Annotated in this window: 25 protein-coding genes; 8 read left to right on the plus strand and 17 right to left on the minus strand. The window is 59.5% G+C overall.

The features are described from left to right. Positions 1-57 precede the first annotated feature (57 nt). From V6Z53_RS02730 to phoB, 3 genes are all read right to left on the minus strand, one after another. A complete protein-coding gene (locus tag V6Z53_RS02730) occupies positions 58-1398 on the minus strand; it encodes a hemolysin family protein (RefSeq protein WP_338584032.1) in 1341 nt (446 codons plus the stop codon). A 123-nt stretch (positions 1399-1521) separates the two neighbouring features. Beyond that, the gene (phoR, locus tag V6Z53_RS02735; RefSeq protein WP_338586440.1) at positions 1522-2808 is read right to left on the minus strand and encodes a phosphate regulon sensor histidine kinase PhoR; all 1287 of its coding nucleotides are present in this window, start codon (positions 2806-2808) and stop codon (positions 1522-1524) included. A gap of 147 nt (positions 2809-2955) precedes the next feature. Then, positions 2956-3645, minus strand: coding sequence for a phosphate regulon transcriptional regulator PhoB (phoB, locus tag V6Z53_RS02740; RefSeq protein WP_034149326.1), 690 nt, complete (start codon positions 3643-3645; stop codon positions 2956-2958). A gap of 151 nt (positions 3646-3796) precedes the next feature. On the opposite strand from phoB, the gene V6Z53_RS02745 reads away from it, so the two are divergent. Then, positions 3797-4183 carry a hypothetical protein gene (locus V6Z53_RS02745; protein ID WP_338584033.1) on the plus strand — a complete coding sequence of 129 codons (387 nt, stop codon included), beginning with the start codon at positions 3797-3799 and terminating at the stop codon, positions 4181-4183. A gap of 45 nt (positions 4184-4228) precedes the next feature. On the opposite strand, the gene ubiA is transcribed toward V6Z53_RS02745, so the two are convergent. Further along, on the minus strand, positions 4229-5119 hold the full coding sequence (ubiA, locus tag V6Z53_RS02750) for a 4-hydroxybenzoate octaprenyltransferase (RefSeq protein WP_338584034.1): 891 nt from the start codon (positions 5117-5119) through the stop codon (positions 4229-4231). After that, complete coding sequence (locus tag V6Z53_RS02755; protein WP_338584035.1) at positions 5119-5670, minus strand: chorismate lyase; 552 nt, start codon at positions 5668-5670, stop codon at positions 5119-5121. Before V6Z53_RS02755 ends, ubiA begins: the two co-directional genes overlap by 1 nt. A 198-nt stretch (positions 5671-5868) precedes the next feature. On the opposite strand from V6Z53_RS02755, the gene V6Z53_RS02760 reads away from it, so the two are divergent. The 3 genes from V6Z53_RS02760 (at position 5869) to V6Z53_RS02770 (ending at position 7675) form a co-directional block, all read left to right on the plus strand. Further along, entirely contained in the window at positions 5869-6036 is a 168-nt protein-coding gene (locus V6Z53_RS02760; protein WP_007954349.1) for a rubredoxin, read from the plus strand. A 20-nt stretch (positions 6037-6056) separates the two neighbouring features. Further along, a complete protein-coding gene (locus V6Z53_RS02765; protein ID WP_338584036.1) occupies positions 6057-7205 on the plus strand; it encodes an FAD-dependent oxidoreductase in 1149 nt (382 codons plus the stop codon). 194 nt (positions 7206-7399) lie between these two features. After that, on the plus strand, positions 7400-7675 hold the full coding sequence (locus V6Z53_RS02770) for an HU family DNA-binding protein (protein ID WP_003213368.1): 276 nt from the start codon (positions 7400-7402) through the stop codon (positions 7673-7675). A 121-nt stretch (positions 7676-7796) separates the two neighbouring features. Here V6Z53_RS02770 and V6Z53_RS02775 read toward each other — a convergent pair whose 3' ends face one another. Genes V6Z53_RS02775 through V6Z53_RS02795 form a run of 5 tightly spaced genes read right to left on the minus strand, consistent with a single transcriptional unit; the run spans position 7797 to position 11699 of the window. After that, entirely contained in the window at positions 7797-8432 is a 636-nt protein-coding gene (locus V6Z53_RS02775; RefSeq protein WP_338584037.1) for an SCO family protein, read from the minus strand. After that, positions 8429-9328: a heme o synthase gene (gene cyoE / locus V6Z53_RS02780; protein WP_338584038.1), complete on the minus strand. Its 900-nt coding sequence runs from the start codon at positions 9326-9328 to the stop codon at positions 8429-8431. The genes V6Z53_RS02775 and cyoE overlap by 4 nt, the downstream gene beginning before the upstream one ends. Continuing rightward, entirely contained in the window at positions 9316-10389 is a 1074-nt protein-coding gene (locus V6Z53_RS02785; RefSeq protein WP_338584039.1) for a COX15/CtaA family protein, read from the minus strand. The genes cyoE and V6Z53_RS02785 overlap by 13 nt, the downstream gene beginning before the upstream one ends. Before the next feature lie 10 nt (positions 10390-10399). After that, positions 10400-10993 (minus strand): hypothetical protein, encoded by a 594-nt coding sequence (locus V6Z53_RS02790; RefSeq protein ID WP_338584040.1) that lies wholly within the window; start codon positions 10991-10993, stop codon positions 10400-10402. Continuing rightward, positions 10959-11699 carry an SURF1 family protein gene (locus V6Z53_RS02795; protein ID WP_338584041.1) on the minus strand — a complete coding sequence of 247 codons (741 nt, stop codon included), beginning with the start codon at positions 11697-11699 and terminating at the stop codon, positions 10959-10961. The genes V6Z53_RS02790 and V6Z53_RS02795 overlap by 35 nt, the downstream gene beginning before the upstream one ends. A gap of 70 nt (positions 11700-11769) precedes the next feature. Between V6Z53_RS02795 and V6Z53_RS02800 the strand changes: the two genes are divergently transcribed. Beyond that, positions 11770-11973, plus strand: coding sequence for a twin transmembrane helix small protein (locus V6Z53_RS02800; RefSeq protein WP_008064738.1), 204 nt, complete (start codon positions 11770-11772; stop codon positions 11971-11973). 79 nt (positions 11974-12052) lie between these two features. Here V6Z53_RS02800 and V6Z53_RS02805 read toward each other — a convergent pair whose 3' ends face one another. From V6Z53_RS02805 to coxB, 4 genes are all read right to left on the minus strand, one after another. Continuing rightward, positions 12053-12940: a cytochrome c oxidase subunit 3 gene (locus V6Z53_RS02805; RefSeq protein ID WP_338584042.1), complete on the minus strand. Its 888-nt coding sequence runs from the start codon at positions 12938-12940 to the stop codon at positions 12053-12055. Positions 12941-12965: 25 nt separating this feature from the next. Next, positions 12966-13517 (minus strand): cytochrome c oxidase assembly protein, encoded by a 552-nt coding sequence (locus V6Z53_RS02810; protein ID WP_034149469.1) that lies wholly within the window; start codon positions 13515-13517, stop codon positions 12966-12968. Positions 13518-13646: 129 nt separating this feature from the next. Then, positions 13647-15233 carry a cytochrome c oxidase subunit I gene (gene ctaD / locus V6Z53_RS02815; RefSeq protein WP_338584043.1) on the minus strand — a complete coding sequence of 529 codons (1587 nt, stop codon included), beginning with the start codon at positions 15231-15233 and terminating at the stop codon, positions 13647-13649. An 82-nt stretch (positions 15234-15315) separates the two neighbouring features. Next, the gene (gene coxB, locus V6Z53_RS02820; RefSeq protein WP_338584044.1) at positions 15316-16443 is read right to left on the minus strand and encodes a cytochrome c oxidase subunit II; all 1128 of its coding nucleotides are present in this window, start codon (positions 16441-16443) and stop codon (positions 15316-15318) included. Positions 16444-16813: 370 nt separating this feature from the next. Between coxB and V6Z53_RS02825 the strand changes: the two genes are divergently transcribed. Then, positions 16814-17464: a hypothetical protein gene (locus V6Z53_RS02825; protein ID WP_338584045.1), complete on the plus strand. Its 651-nt coding sequence runs from the start codon at positions 16814-16816 to the stop codon at positions 17462-17464. 111 nt (positions 17465-17575) lie between these two features. Here V6Z53_RS02825 and V6Z53_RS02830 read toward each other — a convergent pair whose 3' ends face one another. From V6Z53_RS02830 to V6Z53_RS02840, 3 genes are all read right to left on the minus strand, one after another. Then, on the minus strand, positions 17576-19102 hold the full coding sequence (locus tag V6Z53_RS02830) for a SulP family inorganic anion transporter (RefSeq protein WP_338584046.1): 1527 nt from the start codon (positions 19100-19102) through the stop codon (positions 17576-17578). Positions 19103-19192: 90 nt separating this feature from the next. Further along, entirely contained in the window at positions 19193-19924 is a 732-nt protein-coding gene (locus V6Z53_RS02835) for a carbonic anhydrase (protein ID WP_338584047.1), read from the minus strand. A 242-nt stretch (positions 19925-20166) separates the two neighbouring features. Then, entirely contained in the window at positions 20167-21225 is a 1059-nt protein-coding gene (locus V6Z53_RS02840) for a PA0069 family radical SAM protein (protein WP_338584048.1), read from the minus strand. Between the two features lie 219 nt (positions 21226-21444). Here V6Z53_RS02840 and V6Z53_RS02845 point away from each other — a divergent pair, with 219 nt between their 5' ends. Continuing rightward, complete coding sequence (locus V6Z53_RS02845; RefSeq protein ID WP_338584049.1) at positions 21445-21747, plus strand: hypothetical protein; 303 nt, start codon at positions 21445-21447, stop codon at positions 21745-21747. Positions 21748-21831: 84 nt separating this feature from the next. Further along, the gene (locus tag V6Z53_RS02850) at positions 21832-22380 is read left to right on the plus strand and encodes a hypothetical protein (RefSeq protein ID WP_338584050.1); all 549 of its coding nucleotides are present in this window, start codon (positions 21832-21834) and stop codon (positions 22378-22380) included. Positions 22381-22450: the final 70 nt, after the last annotated feature.

Here is a 22450-nt window from a genome sequence, read left to right on the forward strand (position 1 = left end):
TGATGTTGGATGTGCCGCCGTCATCGCGAGCAAGCTCAGCTCCTACAGATGGGTGACTTAATCCAGCATCAACACCTTGGCCAGAATGATCTTCGGCCCTTTCATCTTCTTGATGATGATCCGCAGGCCTTCGACTTCCAGCACTTCTTCCTCTTCCGGAACTCGCTTCAGGCTTTCGTAGACCAGCCCGGCAAGGGTTTCGGCTTCGACGTGGTCGAGGTCGATGCCCAGCAGTCGTTCAACCTTGAACAGCGGCGTATCGCCCCGCACCAGCAACTTGCCCGGTTGATACGCGAGGATCCCGCGCTCGGCCTTGCGGTGTTCGTCCTGAATGTCGCCCACCAGCACTTCCAGCACGTCTTCCATGGTCAGGTAGCCGATGATGTTGCCGTCGGCCTCTTCGACCACGGCGAAGTGCGAGCCGCCCTTGCGGAACTGTTCCAGCAATTGCGACAGCGGCATGTGCCGGGAAACGCGCTCCAGCGGACGGGTCAGTTCAGCCAGGTTGAACGACTCGGGAATGTGGTCCAGCGCCGCCAGTTCCAGCAACAGGTCCTTGATGTGCAGCAGGCCGACGAACTCCTGGCGCTCGCTGTCGTACACCGGATAACGGCTGAACTTGTGGCGACGGAACATCGCCAGGATCTGCTTGAGCGGGGCGTTGAATTCCAAAGTCACCAGGTCTTCACGGGAGTTGGCCCAGTCGACCACTTCCAGTTCGCCCATTTCCACCGCCGAGGCCAGCACGCGCATGCCTTGGTCGCTCGGGTCCTGGCCACGGCTGGAGTGCAGGATCAGTTTCAGTTCTTCGCGGCTGTAATGGTGCTCATGGTGCGGGCCCGGTTCACCTTGCCCGGCGATGCGCAAGATGGTGTTGGCGCTGGCGTTGAGCAGGTAAATCGCCGGGTACATGGCCCAGTAGAACAGGTACAGCGGCACGGCGGTCCACAGCGACAGTAGCTCGGGTTTGCGGATTGCCCAGGATTTCGGGGCCAGCTCGCCGACCACGATGTGCAGGTACGAAATGATGAAGAACGCGGTGAAGAACGATACGCCTTTGACCACTTCTGCGGACTGCACGCCGACCGTTTCGAGCAACGGTTCCAGGAGGTGCGCGAACGCCGGCTCGCCGACCCAGCCAAGGCCCAGCGAGGCCAGGGTAATACCCAATTGGCACGCCGACAGGTAGGCATCGAGCTGACTGTGTACGGTGCGCAGGATGTGGCCGCGCCAGCCGTGCTGCTCAGCGATGGCTTCGACGCGGGTCGAGCGCAATTTGACCATGGCAAATTCCGCCGCAACGAAAAAGCCGTTGAGCAAAACCAGGATCAGAGCAAAAAGAATCATGCCGAAGTCGGCGAAAATTGTAGCGAGGGTCAAACCAGGGGAAGGGTCCATGATGGAGTTTTGCGGTTTCCGTGTATTCGAAAGGAAAGAAAAATGTGCGCCTGAAGTGCAGGCACAAGTCAGCCAATGTAGCGGCTGACTTGGCGATTGCCTAGTGGCGTGTGCTGGCCGGTATCAATCGGCGGTACTGATGACCCTGGATTTGCTGACCTGCGCGGGGGCGAAATGGCAGGTGAAGGTGCTGCCGTGGCCCGGCACGCTGCTGATTTCCATCCGCGCGCGGTGGCGCAGCAGCACGTGTTTGACGATCGCCAGGCCCAACCCGGTGCCGCCGGTGTTGGAGTTGCGGCTGGAGTCGACGCGGTAGAAGCGTTCGGTCAGGCGCGGCAGGTGTTTGCTGTCGATGCCGATCCCGGAATCCTGCACGCTCAGGTGCGCGCCCTGTTCATCGCCCCACCAGCGAATGCGGATATTGCCTTCGGCCGGGGTGTACTTCACCGCGTTGAACACCAGATTGGAAAAGGCACTGCGCAATTCCGCTTCGCTGCCCTTGAGCAGAATGGTCGGATCGGCTTCCAGAGTGATGCGCTGGTTTTTCTGGCCGGAGAGTTGCTGCGCATCGCTCTTGATCGATTGCAGCAGACCGTCGATGGCCACGGGCTGGTTGTCCGACGGGTAATCGGTAGCTTCCAGTTTCGCCAGCAGCAATAGGTCGTTGAGCAAGGTCTGCATGCGCCCGCCTTGCTGCTGCATTTGCTGCAGGGCTCGGGTCCAGCGCGGGTTCACTTCCTCGACGTTGTCGAGCAGGGTTTCCAGATAGCCGCAGATCACCGTCAGCGGCGTGCGCAGCTCGTGCGACACGTTGGCGATGAAGTCTTTGCGCATCTGTTCCAGTTGATGGATGCGCGTCACGTCGCGCACCAGCATCAGGTGTTCATTGTTGCCGTAGCGGGTGATGTACAGCTGAATGCGCACGCGGTCGTTGGTTGGCGAAGGGATTTCCAGCGGCTCGGCGTAGCTGTCCTGCTCGAAGTATTCCTTGAAGCGCGGATGGCGCACCAGGTTGGTCACCGGTTGGCCGCTGTCCTGTGGAGTCTTGAGGCCCAGCAGGGTTTCAGCGGCGCGGTTCCACCATTCCAGGTTGCCGTCGCTGTCGAGCATGATCACCGCGTCTTTCAGCGCGGCAGTAGATTCCTGAACCCGGTCGATCACCGCCTGCAAGCGCCCGCGTACCCGTTGGTCACGACGTTGCAGGTGATAGATGCTGTCGAACACCTCGCCCCACAGGCCGTAACCATCGGGCGGTGCTTCATCGGGTTTGTGCAGGCGCAGCCATTCGTGCAGGCGCAGCAGTTGCTTGAGGGTCCAGGCCAGGTAAATACCCAGGCCTGCGGCGAGACTCCAGCCGTAGTAGCTGGTGATCAGGCCGATCACCAGGCAGGCGGTGACCAGCAGCAGCATGTGGCGAATCAGGGTGCCATGCCAGTTTTGGTTCACTTGACGCGCGTCCTTGAATGAAAAGCAGCTTTCAGCTTCAAGCCCCAAGCTTCAAGTTTGAAGCGGCTTGGTTTCAGCTTGCCGCTTGAAGCTTGAAGCTCGTAGCTGCCGTCAAGCTTTGGTAGAAAAGCGGTAACCGGTGCCGCGCACGGTTTGTACCAGGTTTTCGTAGGCATCGCCGAGGGCTTTGCGCAGGCGACGGATGTGCACGTCGACGGTGCGTTCCTCGACATAGACGTTGCCGCCCCAGACCTGATCCAGCAACTGGCCACGGGTGTAGGCGCGTTCCTGGTGGGTCATGAAGAATTGCAGCAGACGGTATTCGGTCGGGCCCATTTCCGCGGGTTTGCCATCGATGGTCACGCGGTGACCGATCGGGTCGAGCAACAGACCGCCGACTTCAATCGGCGCTTCGCCATCGGTAGGGCCGGCGCGGCGCAGCACGGCTTTGAGACGCGCCACCAGCTCACGAGGGGAAAACGGTTTGGTGATGTAATCGTCGGCGCCAACTTCCAGGCCCTGGATCTTGTTGTCCTCTTCGCCCTTGGCGGTAAGCATGATGATCGGGATGTCCCCGGTCAGCTCATCGCGCTTGAGGCGGCGGGCCAGCTCGATGCCGGACGTGCCGGGCAGCATCCAGTCGAGCAGGATCAGGTCCGGCTTGCGGTCGACGATGATGGCATGCGCCTGCTGGGAGTTCTCCGCCTCCAGGCAGTCATAGCCGGCCATTTCCAACGCAACGGCGATCATTTCGCGAATGGGCGCTTCGTCGTCGACGATCAGAATGCTCCTGCCAACCATGCCTTAATCCTCTTGTCATTTAACTGTCTTGCGCGCATTAGATAACGGAATTATTGCAGTCGTGTGACAGTATTTTAGTCGACCTGCGATTGTCACGATCCTGGGCTAAGCTCTAAGTCCGAACCCTGACAACCACAAACGGAAGGTTTCCATGAATCACATTGCTCAATCCTGGAAGGCTTTGCTGGTCACTGCTGCGCTAACGCTGCCGACACTGGCCTTTGCCGCTGAACCGGTGATGATGAAAGACGGCATGATGGTCGACCATAAAGGAATGACCGTGTACACGTTCGACAAGGACTCGGGCGGCAAGTCGATGTGCAATGACGACTGCGCGAAGAACTGGCCACCGATGATGGCTCCGGCGGGCGCCAAGGCCGAAGGCAAATTTACGCCGATCAAGCGCGATGACGGCACAATGCAGTGGGCCTATGACGGCAAGCCGCTGTATACCTTCGTGAAAGACAAAGCGCCTGGAGACATGACAGGCGACAAGATGAAAGACGTCTGGCACGTCGTCCACGAGTCGCAGAAGTAATCTTTACGGCTGTAAGTCTGCCCCGGTTTCCGGGGCAGATTTCGTTTAGCGCAACGCGTAATCCAGCACGATCCCGACGAAAATCGCCAGCCCGGCCCAGTGATTGTGCAAAAACGCCTGGAAGCAGCGCATCCGGTCTTTGCCGCGGGTGTACCAGAATTCCCAGGCAAAGCAGCCTGCCGCCACCGCCAGACCGAGGTGGAACCAGCCGCCGAGCTCGAATTTCGACCCCGCCAGCAGCAGGCAACTCAGGGCCAGGCCTTGCAGGATCAGGATGATCACCCGATCCGCGTCGCCAAACAGGATGGCCGTGGATTTAACGCCGATCTTCAAGTCGTCATCACGGTCGGTCATCGCGTAATACGTGTCGTAACCCACCGTCCACAACAGGTTGGCGATCCAGAGCAGCCACGCCGCCGCCGGCAGTTCCCCGGTCTCGGCGGTGAACGCCATCGGCATGCCCCAGGAAAACGCCGCGCCCAGCACCACTTGCGGGTAATAGGTGTAGCGCTTCATGAACGGATACGTGAAGGCCAGCGCCAACCCTCCGAATGACAACCAGATCGTCGGCGCATTGGTGCACAGCACCAGCAGAAAACTCACGCCCATCAACAGCGCAAAAAACACCAGCGCCTCTTTCGAGCTGATCTTGCCGCTGGCCAACGGACGTTGCGCCGTGCGCTTCACATGGCCGTCGACCTTGCGGTCGGCCCAATCATTGATCACGCAGCCGCCCGCGCGGGTCAGAATCACGCCGAGGACGAAAATCACGACGTTGGCCAGCGACGGCGAGCCTTTGCCGGCAATCCACAGCGCCCACAGCGTCGGCCAGAGCAGCAGGTAAATGCCGATCGGCTTGTCCATGCGCGTCAGCTGAATGAAATCCCAGGCCCGAGGGTTCAAGCGGTTGAGGGACTTGAGCAGGCTCTGGTACATCAGCAGTTCTCCGGATGGGCGCGGGCGGCGCTCCACAGGGTCGGCAGGAAAATCTCGGCCACCAGCACGCTCAGGGTGCCGCGATCGAAGCGCGAGCGACGGCCCCACAACTCAGGCGCCTGTACTTCCGTCGGCAGCCAGTCTTGAGGATAGTGGCAAACCTCGATGGCGCGGCGCTGGAACGCGTGGTCGCAAAACAGCAACTCGCCCAATGAGCGGCTACCCAATTCGTCCATGTGCAAGCCGTCACCCTGCAACGCACTGCGCGATGCGACGCTGCGGGCAAATACCCACGCCTGGCCATGCCCGCGCAGATACACCTCGCGCACCCAGCCTTCGCTGCCCTCGGCCAGGTCCAGCGCGGCGCATTCATCGGCGCGCAAGGTCTGCCAGCCTTCGAACAGCGGCGTGACGCTGAAACCGTCATTCGACAGACGGGTCAGGCGCCGGGTCAGCGATCCTTCGTCGAACAGCCAGTCGAGAGTAGAGGCGTCGGGGAGCGGAGCGAGTTGGCTTCTGGGAACCCAGAACGGGGATTTTGAGTGCGGCACAGTACGTCATTATTGGCAGCAAAGGAGGCGGCGAGCTTAACATGTCAGCTGATAAATTTGAGTGATCCGGCCGCCCGTTGCGTCGAACAGGCTTGCATCTGCGCGGCCCCATCAGTACAAAACGCGCTGAGCCGAACGGCAGCGCTGCAATCATCGATCGTCCGGCCGGCAAAAAGCCTGAACTGAGGAAGTACCTGAATGAAAAAGTGGCAATGTGTGGTCTGCGGCCTGATCTATAACGAAGCCGACGGCTGGCCGGATGACGGCATTGCGCCGGGCACCCTGTGGCAAGACGTGCCGGAAGACTGGCTGTGCCCGGATTGCGGCGTCGGCAAGATGGATTTCGAAATGATCGAAATCAACTGAGACATTTTGAGGAGTAAGGAATGAACGCACCTGTCGTGATCGTCGGCACCGGCCTGGCTGGCTACAACCTGGCCCGGGAGTTTCGCAAACTCGATAGCGAAACCCCGCTGCTGCTGATTACCGCCGATGACGGGCGCTCCTACTCCAAGCCGATGCTCTCCACTGGTTTCGGCAAAAACAAGGACGCCGACGGCCTGAGCATGGCCGAACCCGGCGCCATGGCCGAGCAGTTGAAGGCCGAAGTGCGTACCCACACGCGCATCAGCGGCATCGATCCTGGCCACAAGCGCCTGTGGATCGGTGAGGAAGCGGTGACTTACCGCGACCTGATCCTGGCCTGGGGCGCCGAAACCGTGCGTGTGCCCATCGAAGGCGACGCGGCGGATTGCGTGTTCCCGATCAATGACCTGGAAGACTACGCACGCTTTCGCGCGGAAGCGGCCGGCAAGCGTCGGGTGCTGCTGCTCGGCGCCGGCCTGATCGGCTGCGAGTTCGCCAACGACTTGAGCCTCGGCGGCTATGAGGTGCAACTGGTTGCACCGTGCGAACAGGTCATGCCGACCCTGCTGCACCCGGCGGCTGCCGCGGCGGTCCAGGCCGGGCTGGAAAGCCTTGGTGCGCGCTTCCATCTCGGGCCGGTGCTCACTCGCCTGCAACGCGTCGACGATGGTCTGGAAGCGCATCTGTCCGATGGCCAGGTAATCCCGTGCGACGTGGTGGTCTCGGCCATTGGCTTGCGTCCGCGCATCGACATGGCCGCTGCGGCCGGTTTGCAGGTCAATCGTGGTGTGATGGTCGACCGTCACCTGAAAACGTCTCACGCCAATATCTATGCGCTGGGCGACTGTGCCGAGGTCGATGGGCTGAATCTGTTGTACGTGATGCCCCTCATGAGTTGTGCGAGAGCGCTGGCCCAGACCCTCGCCGGCAATCCGACGGCGGTCAGCTACGGCCCGATGCCCATTACCGTGAAAACCCCGGTGTGCCCGTTGGTGGTGTCCCCGCCGCCACGGGGTTTGGAGGGTGTCTGGACGGTTGAAGGGCAGGGCGCCGACATCAAGGTTTTATGCCGCGATGCCTCAGGCAAACTGCTGGGTTATGCCCTGACAGGCACGGCCGTCATGGAGAAACTGGCCCTGAACAAAGAGCTTCCGGCGCTGCTGGCGTAAATAGCGGTCGTTCTGTCGGAATCACCCCCATTTTGCCCATACATTGGCCGCGTCGACACTGGCGCGGCTGGGCGCTGCGTGCCATCCTCACTCCCGTCTGCCGCAGAGTAGAGCATCTGCGGCGCTTTGGGCGCTGCTCCGCAGAGAGCAGCACGGACATAACAAAAACAAACCGTCAAAGGGGCTTCACTAATATGCGTAAACCAGAACTCGCCGCAGCCATAGCTGAAAAAGCAGACCTCACCAAAGAGCAGGCCAACCGCGTCCTCAACGCCGTTCTCGAAGAGATCACCGGCGCCCTGCACCGCAAAGACAGCGTGACGCTGGTAGGTTTCGGCACCTTCCTGCAACGCCACCGCGGCGCCCGCACCGGCAAAAACCCGCAAACCGGTGAGCCAGTCAAAATCAAGGCCAGCAACACCGTCGCCTTCAAGCCAGGCAAATCGTTGAAAGACAGCGTCAATCCGTAATTGCGGTGATCTCCTTCCCGAATAGGGAGGACCGCAATAAAAAAATGGGCATACCGATTAAATCGGATGCCCATTTTTTATGCCTGAAAAAACTGTGCTCCCACAGGGTTTGGTGGTGCTGTTACTTGCGGTTCAGCATCACCGGCAACTGCGCCACCAGCTTCACATTGTTCAACGGTGCCCGAATAAACCCCCGCTGGGTCCCGTCCGGCCCGATCACTGCGAGGTTGCCGCTGTGGTCGACGGTGTAATTCGGTTTGCTGGTATCCGCCGGGATGAACGGAATGCTCACCGCGTTGGCGACTTTTTGCAGTTCTTCCACCGATTTGGGCGTGAGGCCGATGAACTGCGGATCGAAGTAACCCAGATACTGCTTGAGCTGTTTCGGCGTGTCGCGGTTCGGGTCGACGCTGACCAGCACGATCTGCAATTTATCCACCGCTTCGGGCGGTAGCTCGCTCTTGATCTGACGCAGTTGGGCGAGGGTGGTCGGGCAGATGTCCGGGCAGAAGGTGTAGCCGAAGAACAGCAGCGACCATTTGCCTTTGAGCTCATTAATCGCCACCGGTTTGCCGTCCTGGTCGGTCATCGTCACATCCGGCAGGGTGCGGCTTTGCGGCAGCAGGATGATGCCGGCGTCGATCAATGCCGTCGGGTCGCCCTGGCCTTTGCCGGACAGCACTTTATTGATGGTCAGGCCCAGGACCAGCGCGATCAGGGCGACAAGGATGAAGACGGTTTTCTGGGTTCGAGTCATAGGTTCAACAATAAGTAGTGGTCTACGAGCAGCGCGATAAACAGCAGGAACAGGTAGTAGATAGAGTACTTGAACGTGTTGATCGCCGCGTGCGGCCGAGTGCCACGGTACAGCACCACCGCCCATTGCAGGAACCTCGCGCCCAGGCCGATCGCGCAAATCAGGTAGAGCAGGCCGCTCATGTGAATCACGTAGGGCATCAGGCTGACGGCCAGCAGCGCGCCGGTATAAAGCAGGATGTGCACCTTGGTGTAATGCTCGCCGTGAGTCACCGGTAGCATCGGAATGTCTGCCTTGGCGTATTCCTCTTTGCGGTGGATGGCCAGCGCCCAGAAGTGTGGCGGGGTCCAGGCGAAGATGATCAGCACCAGCAGCAACGGTTCGGCGCTGATGTGGCCGGTGGCGGCGGTCCAGCCGAGCAAGGGCGGAGCGGCACCTGCGAGGCCACCGATGACGATATTCTGTGGCGTCGCGCGTTTGAGAAACCCGGTGTAGACCACGGCATAGCCGAGCAAGGATGCGAGGGTCAGCCACGCCGTCAGCGGATTGGTGAACGCCAGCAACAAGGCCTGACCGAGCACCGCTAACGCCAATGCAAACGTCAGGGCCGCAGCCGGAGACACCCGCCCTTCAGCCAGCGGCCGTTTGTGGGTACGCGCCATGACCGCATCGATCCGCCGGTCCACCACATGGTTGACCGCCGCCGCACCGCCAGCACACAAGGCGATGCCCAGATTGCCGAACACCAGCACGGTCCATGGCACCCCGGCGCGAGTGGCGAGGAACATCCCGACCAGCGAGGTGATGAGCATCAGCACCACCACTTTCGGTTTGGTCAGTTCCAGATAGTCACGCCAGATCGCCTGGCTGTGACGTTCGCCGATCAGAATCGCCATGGCATCTCTCCTTTTATTGTTATGGGCCCGGCTGAATGTTTACGCGGGCTGAAGCGCCAGCGCGAAGGTTGCTTGACCCGAACCAGACTGGTTCGCGCGTGATAATTGACCAGCACCATCGTCAGCAACAGTGCCGCACCGCCGGCGTTGTGCGCGACGGCTACCGGCAGCGGCAGATGAAACAGCACGTTGCTGATGCCCAGGGTAATTTGCGCCGCGAGGGCGAACAACACCAAGCCCGCCAGTCGCGTCATGCCAACCACCTTCAGTTGCCAGGCGAGGCCGAGCAGCACCAGCGTCACCAGCAATGCGCCGATGCGGTGGGTCAGGTGAATAGCCGTGCGCGCATCGCTGTCGAGTTGCCCGCCGAGGTAGTTCGGGCCGATGTGTTGGGTCAGGTGAAAGCCGTTGGCGAAGTCAGCCGGTGGCAACCATTGGCCATGGCAGGTCGGGAAGTCGATGCAGGCCACAGCGGCGTAATTGGAACTGACCCAACCGCCAAGGGCGATTTGCCCGATCACCAGCAGCAGCCCAGCCGTCGCCCAGTGCTGCAAACGCCGCGGCACCGTCAGCGCCGGGAGCACGCCGGACAGGCGCAAGGTCAGCAGAAACAACAGGCTCAACGTGGCAAAGCCGCCAAGTAAATGCCCGGTCACCACTTGCGGCCAGAGCTTGAGTGTCACCGTCCACATGCCGAATGCCGCTTGCGCGAATACCACCGCCAACAGGAACAGCGGCAACTTCACCGGCTGCCCCGGATGCCGGCGATGCGTCCATGCGCGAGCGGCCAGGGCCACAATCAACAGCCCCAGCGTGCCGGCAAAGTAGCGGTGGATCATCTCGTTCCAGCCCTTGTGGGCTTCGACCGGTGTATCCGGGAAATGCAATTCGGCATGGGCCAGTTGGGCTTCGCTTTTCGGCACGCTGATAAAACCGTAGCAGCCGGGCCAGTCCGGGCAGCCGAGGCCGGCGTGGGTCAGGCGGGTATAGGCGCCGAGCAACACCACAATCAGTGCCAGCAAGGTGGCAAACAGCGCGAGGCGAAATCCAGGTTTGGCCATGACGATGCCCTTATCCGATGTTGGACAGTTTCAGCAGGTGACGCAGGTCGTTCAGCAGATCCTTGCCCTTCACCGCAGGGTCGTAACGCAACACCAGATTGCCGTGCGGGTCGATGATCCACAGTTGCGGCGCGGTCTTGTCGCCATTGGCCTTGCTGAAGGTGTTGAGGTCCAGCGGATAGCGTTGCAGCTGCGGATATTCGCGGGTCAGCTTGGCCTCGTAATCGGTTGCCAACGGCTGCGCAACGGCGATGGCGTGGCTGGCACGCCCGGCGTCGCGGCCCAGACCGATCTGAACCTGCCGCGCCAGATACACCAGTTGCTGGCAATCGACGGCGCAGTCCTTGGGCGCGGTCACCAGCAACTGCCAGCGGTCTTCCTGTGCCTGCACGCCAAGGTCCGCGCGGGTCTGGCCATTGCCGATCAGTTCGCCGTGATAGCTGCGGCCTTCCGGCACCCAGAACTGCAATTTGTACATGCCGGTGGCGAGGACCATCGGCCCGATTACCCCGAGCAGAATCAGCAGCAACTGCAAACGTCCTTTGCGTCGGTTCACCGACGGTTTTGCCTCAGACATGCTGGGTGGATTCATGGCCGCTCCCATGGTGTTTCTCCTTTGCGTTGTGCCAGCCGAGGTAGAGATAGAGACCGAACAGAGCGATCGACATGGCGAACCACTGCACGGCATAAGCGATGTGTTTTTCCGGGCCCATGGCAACGACCGGCCAATCGGCCTGGTAAGTCGCCGGCCCGGTTTCTGCGCGTAATTCGTAGGCGAAGCCTTCGCGGCCGAGGGACGTCCAGAGTTTTGCCGGGTCAACCGCCGTGACCAGTTGCGGCCAGGTCGCGCTGTCGGAATCGGCGTGGAGCTGGAAGGTTGCGCCGGGGGAGACGTAAACCCAGGCGTCGAGGCTCAAGGCCTGAGTCGGGGTGGTGAATTGCGGCGGTGTACGCCGGTCCGGCCACGGCAGCCAGCCACGATTGACCAGCAACCAGAGTCCGGTCGCCTGATCCTGGAAAGGTTGCAGCAACTCGACGCCAACCTTGCCGTTACGCTGGCGGTTATCCAGCAACAGACTGTGGGCGCCATCGAACTGACCGTGCAGACGAACCCGGCGGAAGGCTGGATCGGCGCTGTGTTGCAGTTCGGTGCTGGCCATCGGCTCGGCAGCCCGGCGCTCGCTGTAGCTTTGCAGTAGCGCGCTTTTCTCCGCGCCCCGGCTCAATTGCCAGAACCCGAGCGACACCAGCAGCGGCAGCAGCAGGGCGACCACCAGTGTCGGCACGATGCCCGGCCGGAAGCGCTTCATGGCAACGCCAGAAAGTCAGTCGGTGCGATAGCTATACTCAAGTGCATCGCTAGTCCCCCGGAGTCTCACCATGCTCAAAGCAGCCATCGTCCTGATGCTGATTGCCACGGTTGTCAGCCTGTTCAGCGGCCTGTTTTTTCTGGTCAAGGACGACAGCAGCTCGAACCGCCTCGTCATTGCCCTGAGTGTTCGTGTAGCGCTGGCCGCCATTACCGTCGGCTTGATCGCCTGGGGTTTTTTCAGCGGCCAGTTGGTTTCCCACGCCCCTTGGTAGCTGTAGGAGCGTGCTTGCTCGCGAAGGTGTATCAGTCGAAATCAACGTGTCTGACACACCATCGCGAGCAAGCTCGCTCCTACAGCACGTAGACGAAAACGAACAGCCCGATCCACACCACGTCCACGAAGTGCCAGTACCAACTCGCTGCCTCGAAGCCGAACTGATGCTCGTTGTCGAAATGCCCTCGCATGATCCGCATCAGCATCACGAACAGGATGATGGTGCCGATGGTCACGTGCGCGCCGTGGAACCCGGTGAGCATGAAGAACGTGGCGCCATAGATGCCCGAACCCAGGGTCAGGCCCAGTTCGTGGTAGGCGTGCATGTACTCTTCGGCCTGAAAACCGAGGAACGCACAGCCCAGCAACACGGTGATCGCCAGCCAAATCTTGAGCGCGCCGCGATGACCCTTTTTCAAGGCGTGGTGGGCGATGGTCACGGTGACGCTGGAACTGACCAGCAACACGGTGTTGAGCAGCGGCAGGCCCCAAGGGCTGATGACTTCCTTGGGTGGCGGAAAGAGTTTGGAATCCGGGTTGTTCAGCAGCGGCCAGGTGAACTCGAAGTTCGGCCACAGCATGTGGGCGATGCCTTTGGCGCCTTCGCCACCGAGGGCCGGCCCGGAAACATGGCGCACATAAAACAGCGCGCCGAAGAAGGCAATGAAGAACATCACCTCCGAGAAGATGAACCAGCTCATGCCCCAGCGGAATGAACGGTCCATCTGCGCGCTGTACAAGCCGCCGCGACTTTCCTTGATAACCGTGCCGAACCAGCCGAACAGCATGTAGGCCAGCAGCAGGCCACCGACGAAAAAGATCAGCGGGCCGTGAGATTCAGGCCGCGCCGCTTTCAGGTCGTTGAACCAGGTGGCCAGGCCGAACACCGTGACGAACATCCCGACCGTGGCGATGATCGGCCATTTGCTCTGGGCCGGAACGTAATAATGTTCATGAGTTGCCATTTATTGTTCTCCTTATCGGGCACGCTCAACCGCCAGTGTTTACTGCGACCGGTGGATGTCGGGCGGTGATATCGAACAGCGTGTAGGACAGCGTCAGGTGCTTCACATCCTTGGGCATGTCACGGTCAACGATGAAACGTACCGGCATCTCGATCCGTTGACCGGGCTGCAGCACTTGCTGGGTAAAGCAGAAACATTCGGTCTTGTGGAAATACGCCGCCGCCGCGCTGGGCGCGATGCTCGGCACTGCTTGGGCGCTCATCGGCTTATCGGTGGGGTTGTGCGCAATGAAGATCATCTCGTTCACCGCCCCGGGATTGGCCGTCAGCTCATCGTGCTTGGGATAGAAATCCCACGACATGTCAGCGGAATTGGTCGACAGAAACTGCACGCGCACCTGCCGAGACGTATCGACCGTTTGCTCGCCCTCGTACTGCCCGGCGGTCTTGCCGTTGATGCCGAATGCCTTGCACATCACGTCGTAGATCGGCACCAGCGCAAACCCGAACACAAACATCGCCACCACCACCAGCAACAGACGAGTGACCAGCTTCTTCATCGAAATCGAATCAGCCATGACCTATGCCCTCTACCGAGAACCCTGTGGGAGCTGGCTTGCCAGCGATGGCTGCATGCCTGACACACCGCGGTGATCCCATCGCTGGCAAGCCAGCTCCCACAGGAATTTCCACAAGGCAGAAATTGTTCATTTCACTTCCGGCGGCGTTGTAAAGGTGTGATACGGCGCCGGTGACGGAATGCTCCACTCCAGGCCTTCCGCCCCGTCCCACGGTTTGGCCGGTGCAGGCGGGCCGCCGCGAATGGTCTTGATCACGATGAACAGGAAGAACAGCTGCGTGGTGCCGAACATGAACGCGCCGATCGACGACACCATGTTGAAGTCGGCGAATTGCAGGTTGTAGTCCGGAATCCGCCGCGGCATGCCCGCCAGGCCCACGAAGTGCATCGGGAAGAAAGCCATGTTCATGCCGATGAACGACAGCCAGAAATGCAGCTTGCCCAGGGTTTCGTCGTACATGTGCCCGGTCCACTTCGGCATCCAGTAATAGGCCGAGGCGAAGATCCCGAAGATCGCACCCGGCACCAATACATAGTGGAAGTGCGCGACCACGAAGTAGGTGTCCTGGTACTGGAAGTCCGCCGGGGCGATGGCCAGCATCAAACCGGAGAAACCGCCGATGGAGAACAGGATCACGAACGCCACCGCAAATAGCATCGGCGTCTCGAAGGTCAGCGAGCCTTGCCACATGGTGCTGGCCCAGTTGAACACTTTCACCCCGGTCGGCACCGCGATCAGCAACGTGGCGTACATGAAGAACAACTCGCCCACCAGCGGAATGCCGACCACGAACATGTGGTGCGCCCAGACGATGAACGACAGGAACGCAATACTCGCCGTGGCGTAGACCATCGAGGTGTAGCCGAACAGCGGCTTGCGCGAGAAGGTCGGGATGATCGAGCTGACGGCACCGAAGGCCGGCAGGATCATGATGTACACCTCGGGGTGACCGAAGAACCAGAACACGTGCTGGAACAGCACCGGGTCACCACCACCGGCGGCACTGAAGAAACTGGTGCCAAAGTGGATGTCCATCAGCATCATCGTCACGCAACCGGCCAGTACCGGCATCACCGCGATCAGCAGGAACGCGGTGATCAGCCAGGTCCAGACGAACAGCGGCATTTTCATCAGCGTCATGCCGGGGGCGCGCAGGTTGAGGATGGTGGCGATCACGTTGATCGCTCCCATGATCGAACTGATCCCCATCAAGTGGATGGCGAAGATGAAGAACGTCACGCTTTCCGGCGCGTATGTCGTCGATAGCGGTGCGTAGAACGTCCAGCCGAAGTTCGGCCCGCCACCGGGGGTGAACAGGGTCGACACCAGCAGGATGAACGCCGCCGGCAACAGCCAGAAGCTGAAGTTGTTCATCCGTGGCAACGCCATGTCCGGCGCACCGACCATCAGCGGAATCATCCAGTTGGCGAGGCCGACGAAGGCCGGCATCACCGCACCGAAAACCATCACCAGACCGTGCATGGTGGTCATCTGGTTGAAAAATTCCGGCTGGACGATTTGCAGGCCCGGCTGGAACAGCTCGGCGCGAATCACCATCGCGAACGAGCCGCCGAGCAGGAACATGGAAAACGCGAACCACAGGTACAGCGTGCCGATGTCCTTGTGGTTGGTGGTCAACACCCAACGCATCAGGCCTTTGGCAGGGCCGTGGGCGTGGTCGGCATGACCGTGGTCATCGATTACGGCGCTCATGGCCTGTCTCCTGTAACCGGATGGGCTGGGCTGGCCGGGGCATATTGCCCCGACCGGTTCCTGAGGTGAGCAATGGACCGGGTCATTTGCTTTCCGCCTGTTTCAGCTCCAGCACTTCTTTTGGCGTGACCATGTCGCCCTTGTTGTTGCCCCAGGCGTTACGTTCATAGGTCACGACCGCTGCGATATCGACTTCCGACAACTGCTTGCCGAACGCCGCCATGGCGGTGCCGGGCTTGCCATGGAAGACAATGCTCAGGTGCGCGTCTTTTGGTCCGGTGGCGATTTTCGAGCCCTTGAGCGCCGGGAACATCGGCGGCAGACCCTGGCCTTCAGCCTGGTGACAGGCCACGCAAGTGGTGTGATAAACCTTGTCGCCGCGCTCCTTGAGCTCGTCGAGGGTCCATTCCTTGCTGGTCAGCTCTTTGAGTTGTGCGGCTTCAGCCTTGCGCTCGCCCAGCCATTTTTCGTAGTCGGCCTTTTCCTTGACCTCAACCACGATCGGCATGAACCCATGGTCCTTGCCGCACAGCTCGGCGCACTGGCCGCGGTAGATGCCGGGCTTTTCGATGCGGGTCCAGGCTTCGTTGACGAACCCCGGGATCGCATCGCGCTTGACCGCGAAGGCCGGCACCCACCAGGAGTGGATCACGTCAGCGGAGGTCACGAGGAAGCGCACCTTGGCGCCAATCGGCAGCACCAACGGCTTGTCGACTTCGAGCAAGTAGTGCTCGCCCTTGGCTTCCTTGTTGTGGATCTGGTCGGCGGGAGTGGCCAGGTTGCTGAAGAACTCAACGTCCTGGCCCAGGTATTTGTAGTGCCATTTCCATTGATAGCCGGTGACCTGGATATCGATATCCGGCTCACTGGCGTCGTACATCTTGATCAGGGTCGCCGTCGCGGGAACCGCCATGGCCACCAGAATGATGAAGGGCACGATGGTCCAGAGAATTTCGACGGTGGTGCTTTCATGGAATTTGGCGGCCACCTGCCCGGTCGAGCGGCGATGCAGGATCATCGACCAGAACATGGCGCCAAAAACGATGATGCCGATCACTACACAGATCCAGAAAATGGTCATGTGCAGGTCAAAAACAGCGTGACTGATTTCAGTCGCTCCAGGCGCCATATTCACAGTCCAGGCCGCTTGCGCCTGACTGAAAATCGACCACAACAGGAGGCCCATCCAGACATGTGGATGTCGCATCATTGCGGGTTCCCCTTATCGTTCTTGTTATCCCGCCGGCTTTCACCTGCGGCAAGGGAGCGGCTGCATCAGACTACGAACTTGAGCACCGGGCCTTGCTGCATATGCAGTCGGGCGTCATCAGCTAACTCCATTCATGAGCGAGTATAGACAGCGACTCCCACCTCGCAATGTGAAGGCGTAAATCATCTGAAACAGCATTAACTTGCGTTGCAGGGCACGAATGGAGAAGGATGCAGACGAGTGGTGGCAAACCGATATAACGGGGGCGTCTCAAGGATGAAACATTTATGACAAATGCGTCTTAGCATTTATCGTAAGCCAGCTAAGTTATGTCTTCCCTATTTCATTGCCTTTGTTTCCTGGAGTTTTCATGAACACCGCCGCATTGCGCGAGCAGATCCAAAAAGCCCAACAACACGAAGCCGAAACCGGACTGCTGACTCGTCAGCTGGAAAGCAAACTGCCTCATTTACACCCGGCGATCCAATTGCCGGAGAACGACGCCAATGGCGTGCTGACGCGTTTTGTCGCCGCTTATATTGATGAAGTTCCTGATCTGCTGGATGCAGCCAATGAAGTCGCCAGGGAAGCGGGTATCGAGTCACAGATCAAACCGGTGCTGAAAATCGCCGAACAGTACTTCCTCCAGCCGCCCGCCATCATGGCCGGGCACGTCGGGCTCGACAGCCTGCTGGACGAAGCCTATCTGGCGCACCGTTTTGTCGAAGAGGTCAACGACCTGTACATCAAGCATTTCGGCCAGCCACTGATCCCCTTGGACATGACTGTCGCCAACCTGATCGCCCACCAGTTGATCGGTGAGGAATTTGCCAACCAACTCGATGAGGTCGTGCATCACGCCTTCGATGAAATGTTGAGCGAGGAGAGTTTCGCGCTGGAGTCGGTGGAAGCCTACCGCGAGAAACTCAGCAGCCCGGACACCGGCGCCGCGTGGAAACGCTGGCCGTGCATGTCGCGCCGTTTGGGCGTGGGTCTGGAGCTGGAACAGCCGGTGGTGTGACGCCACAACATCTGCTTTCTGTAGGAGCAAGGCTTGCCCGCGATGGCGGTATGTCTTCAACATTATGTCGACTGACACACCGCCATCGCGGGCAAGCCTCGCTCCAACAGGTTAGCCTGCCGCGCCTATACCGATATTAGTCCGCACTCGCCCCTCCAACCTGCGCTTCAACCCCCGCGACTCGATCAACAGCTTCGAGCCTTTGGCCGCATTCGCCCGACCCCATTCCTCCAGCAATTCCAGACACGAATGATCGATGTAGCTCAGGTTATTGAGCGGCACATGCACCGTCGTGCCCGGTGCAATGCTGCCCAGTACTTTGGTCAACGCCGGCACTTTGAGAAACGTCGCCGCACCCACCAGACGCAACTCCATCTCGCCGTCCTGGGGTAGATCGATCAGGCTGATTTTCAACCGTGAAGCCTTCAGCGCCAGTTTCACCAGGGTCAGGCCGAAACCGATCAGTACGCCGGTCAACAAGTCAGTGAAGATGATCGCCAAGGCCGTCGCGGCGTAGGTGAACATCGGCATCCGGCCATAGCGACCCAGACCGCGGAAGGCCTTGAGGTCGACCAGTTTGAAACCCGTATAAACCAGTACACCGGCCAGGCTCGCCACCGGAATGCTTTGCAGCACACTCGACAGCAACAACACGAACGCCAGCAGCCAGAGGCCATGGAAAATCGTCGAGTAGCGGGTGGTGGCACCGGCCTGGACGTTGGCCGAACTGCGCACGATCACCCCGGTCATCGGCAACGCGCCGAGCAAGCCGCAGAGCATGTTGCCCACGCCTTGGGCTGACAGTTCGCGATCAAAGTCAGAACGTTGGCCGCTGTGCATGCGGTCCACGGCCGCGGCGGACAGCAAGGTTTCGGCGCTGGCGATGAACGCCACCGCGAATGCAGCGATCAGCAGGCTCGGGTCGGCGAGGTTGAGCAGGTCCGCCGGGCGCAGCCAGTCAATCGCCTCCGCCAGGTTCGCCGGGACCTCAACACGTTTGACCGGCAATGCCAGCACCAGACTGGCGATTGTCGCCAGACCCACCCCAAGCAACGCTCCGGGGACGAAGCGCAATGAATGCGGGCGGAATTTTTCCCACAGCCACATCACGGCAATGGTCGATAGACCGAGCAAACCGGCCTGCCAACCGAACGATGGCAATGCCTGGGCCACCGCACCGGGAAACGCCGTGAGGTTATCCAGGCCGGACGGTTTCGGCGCTGCGTCGAGCATCACATGCACCTGCGAAAGTACGATCAGCACGCCAATTCCGGCGAGCATGCCGTACACCACCGCTGGCGCCGTGACCCGAAACCAGCAACCGAGCTTCAAGCGCCCGGCCACCAGTTGCAGAAAACCCGCCAGCAACAGGATCGGCCCGAGCATGGCCACGCCGTGCTGGCGCACCAGTTCGAACACCAGAACCGCCAAACCCGCCGCGGGCCCGCTGACTTGCAGCGGAGAACCCGCCAACCAGCCCACGACCAAACCCCCGACGATCCCGGTGATCAGGCCTTTGGCTGGCGGTAGTCCTGAGGCGATGGCAATGCCCATGCACAAGGGCAGGGCGACCAGAAACACCACCACCGAAGCCAACAGCTCCCGTGGCAGAACAGCTTTGAGTTGCGCAGCACGCATGATGATTCTCCCGAAGTTTTCTTCAGGCATGGCAAAGCCGGACTGCCTGTTCGGCAGCCACGGCTTATCCACACAAATGTTTAGGAGGTTTTAGAAGCGCGCTTTGGGCGTCGCCACCGGAATGGGCAGGCTGCCATTGAGTGGCAGGAAACATCCCTGATCGGCGTCGTAGGCTTTGATTTCGCTGGTCTCGATGTCGTAGACCCAGCCATGGATGAACAGATGACCGTTCGCCATGCGCGAGGCTACCGAGGGATGGGTGCGCAAGTGCTGCAATTGAGCGATGACATTCTCCTCAGTGAGGATATGCATGGTCTCGTTTTCATCGGCGCAATTGCAGTTGTCGTGCACCATGGTTTTGGCGACTTCCGCATGCCGTAACCAGGCTTTGACCGTGGGCATTTTTTCCAGGCTGTCGGGGTTGAGCACCGCCCGCATCGCGCCGCAATCGGAATGACCGCAGATGATGATGTGCTGCACACCCAGCGCTAGCACCGCATACTCGATGGCGGTGGAAACGCCACCATTCATCTGCCCGTAAGGCGGTACGACGTTGCCGACATTGCGGGTCACGAACAGGTCGCCAGGCGAGCTGTGGGTGATCAGTTCAGGCACGATGCGCGAATCGGCGCAGGTAATGAACATCGCCCTTGGCTGTTGCGCCGTGGCGAGTTTTTTGAAGAGTTCTTCCTGCTGCGGAAAGATCTCATGATGAAAATGCAAGAAGCCGTCAACGATATGCTTCAACGCTGCATCGGCGGTTTCCGCCTCGGGTTGGGCAGAAGCCGACGCAGCCAACGGCTGTTTATCCTTGTCACTCATGATTCATCCTCTTTGGCGGGCTCAGGGTGTTATCCCATATGTCCGGTGTGAAGCCAGTGGCTGGTTAAAAAACATCCAGGCCGGAAAGCTCGACCCGTCAGTCACTCGATGAACAAGGTAGCGGCCGAATCTTAACTCAAACTGAATAAAACGCTCTAGGACGTGTGTTCCAGGTCACAAAAAACGTGACCGGCCTAATCCTTGAGCGCGTTCTCCAGTACTCAACCATAGGCCAATTGTCCTCAAATCAACGACATTTGGCGACCCGGCGGACAAAAGGCGTCGCAGTCCAGGTTGAAGCCTTCCCGGCGATTGAGCCCCAGCCGCTTGATGGTCTTGGCAAAGCGCTGCGCCAGCAGGTCGGCAAACGGTCCTTCGCCGCGCATCCGTGCGCCAAAGCGACTGTCGTAGAGTTCGCCGCCACGGCTCTGGCGAATCAGGCTCAGGACATGCGCAGCCCGTTGCGGATAGTGGGCGGCCAGCCATTCTTCGAACAGCGGTGCCACTTCCAGTGGCAGGCGCAACATCATGTAGGCAGCGCTTTGCGCCCCGGCCGCCTGGGCTTCGGTCAGCAGGCTTTCGAGTTCGCTGTCGTTGATCATTGGAATCATCGGTGAACACAGCACACCGACCGGAATGCCCGCCTCGCGCATGACCCTGATGGCCCGCAATCGGGCCTTGGGCGCGGCGGCACGAGGTTCGAGGATGCGTTTCAGCTCGTCGTCCAGGGTGGTCAGGCTGATCATCACCGCCACCAGCCTTTGTTCGGCGAGCTCCGCCAATAGGTCGAGATCACGAAGGATCAGCGACCCTTTCGTGACGATGGTCACCGGATGTCTGTAGCGCAACAGCACTTCGAGGGTTTGCCGGGTGATCTTGTATTCACGCTCGATCGGCTGATACGGGTCGGTATTGGAGCCGAGGTTGATCGGCGCACATTGATAGCCGCGTTTGGACAGCTGCTGCTCCAGCACATCCACAGCGTTGGTTTTGGCGATCAGCTTGGTCTCGAAATCCAGCCCCGGCGACATGTCCCAGTAAGCGTGGCTGGGCCGTGCATAGCAATAAATGCAACCGTGCTCGCAACCGCGATAGGGATTGATCGAACGATCGAAGGGCAGGTCCGGTGAGTTGTTTTTGGTGATGATGGTTTTTGCCGTCTCGATGCGCACTTCAGTGCCTTGAGTCACCGGCGCTTCCTGATACCAGCCGTCGTCCTCGGCCACCGAGCGACTCGGAGCAAAGCGGTTGTGCGGATTGGAGGCAGTGCCGCGACCGCGGGGAGGCAGAGGAGTGGCCATCGACGGAGTCCTTAATCTGTATATCCATACAGTAACCGAGGCTCCGCGTGTCGACCAGTACCGTTCAGCCTTTGATTGGCTGGCGGACCCTCCACGCCAAACTTCCATGTTAACTAGTAAATTGACGAAACAAATAGTGCATAGTCGAATTTAAAGTTAACTCGTATATTCGAGCCTCCAGGTAACACCCACTACATTAAAAAATAAAAGGATTTATTTATGTCGTTCTTTAATCAGCGCGGTATCTTTCTTCAACTCATGCTGCCGAGTGCGTCGGAGCCTGATACTGTCGTTTCGCTGCAACTTGCCCAGAAAGTAGAAAGTTGGGATACGGAGAATGAAAAAGTAGTCGAGTCTCTGGTTGATTCGGTTTTTTTTACAGCTACCTCCACAGACCTTGGTAACTCTTTCACTATTCGCACCGTTGGCAAGGATGTAGACGGTGACGGCATCATCGGTGCCGATGACAAATCCAAGTTACAGGCGCTGGCCAAGGCCTACGCCAGTATCGTCAATCCCTGATCCCTGCCTTTCTGATCACTGGAAAGCGCCATTGCTGAATGCATGTGAACTCCCCATGCATTCAACTCAGCCACGAGGATAAAAATGTCCACTCCCATAAAAACTGGTGTTTATCTACGACAAATAGAGACATTCGAAGATGTGCAGGTAGTTGTCAAACTCATAAGGGCAGGTGAGTACCCGGACAAGACAATGGATCAATTCACCGATGTTCTTGCGATTGCCCCCTCCGTGACACTTCATATAGAAGATAATGGCGGGACTTCCAGGCTCGATTTTGACCCATGGTCAGATATTAATGTCACTCCAGACAATAGCATCGACGAAAAGGACGTTGCCGCCCTCACACAACTTGCGCTCGCCTTTTATGACCAACTAGTAATTGCTTCAGACGGAATAGTGTACCTCTATCGTCTTCCCGCTGAACCACCGGAGCTTCGAGTGGCTGTCGAGGAGTTCGACATTGATGAGGATGATCACCAACTGTATAGCCAGCGCGTGTACGAGACCAAAGCTGCGGATGCCGGCTCGCCATTTGAAGTTAGGGGGCGCAACCCTGTAACTGGAAATTTGTTTGACTATGGGACCGCACTGAACGGGTTGCTCCAAGCCTTCATCAAACTGAAATTGTGAACCGGGCCAGGCTTCACGATTCTTTGACAGACAACTCACAGCCCTTTGACCGCTCAAGGGGGATGCTCGC

The sequence above is a fragment of the Pseudomonas sp. MAG733B genome, from assembly GCF_036884845.1.
In the GTDB taxonomy this organism is placed as follows: Bacteria; Pseudomonadota; Gammaproteobacteria; order Pseudomonadales; family Pseudomonadaceae; genus Aquipseudomonas.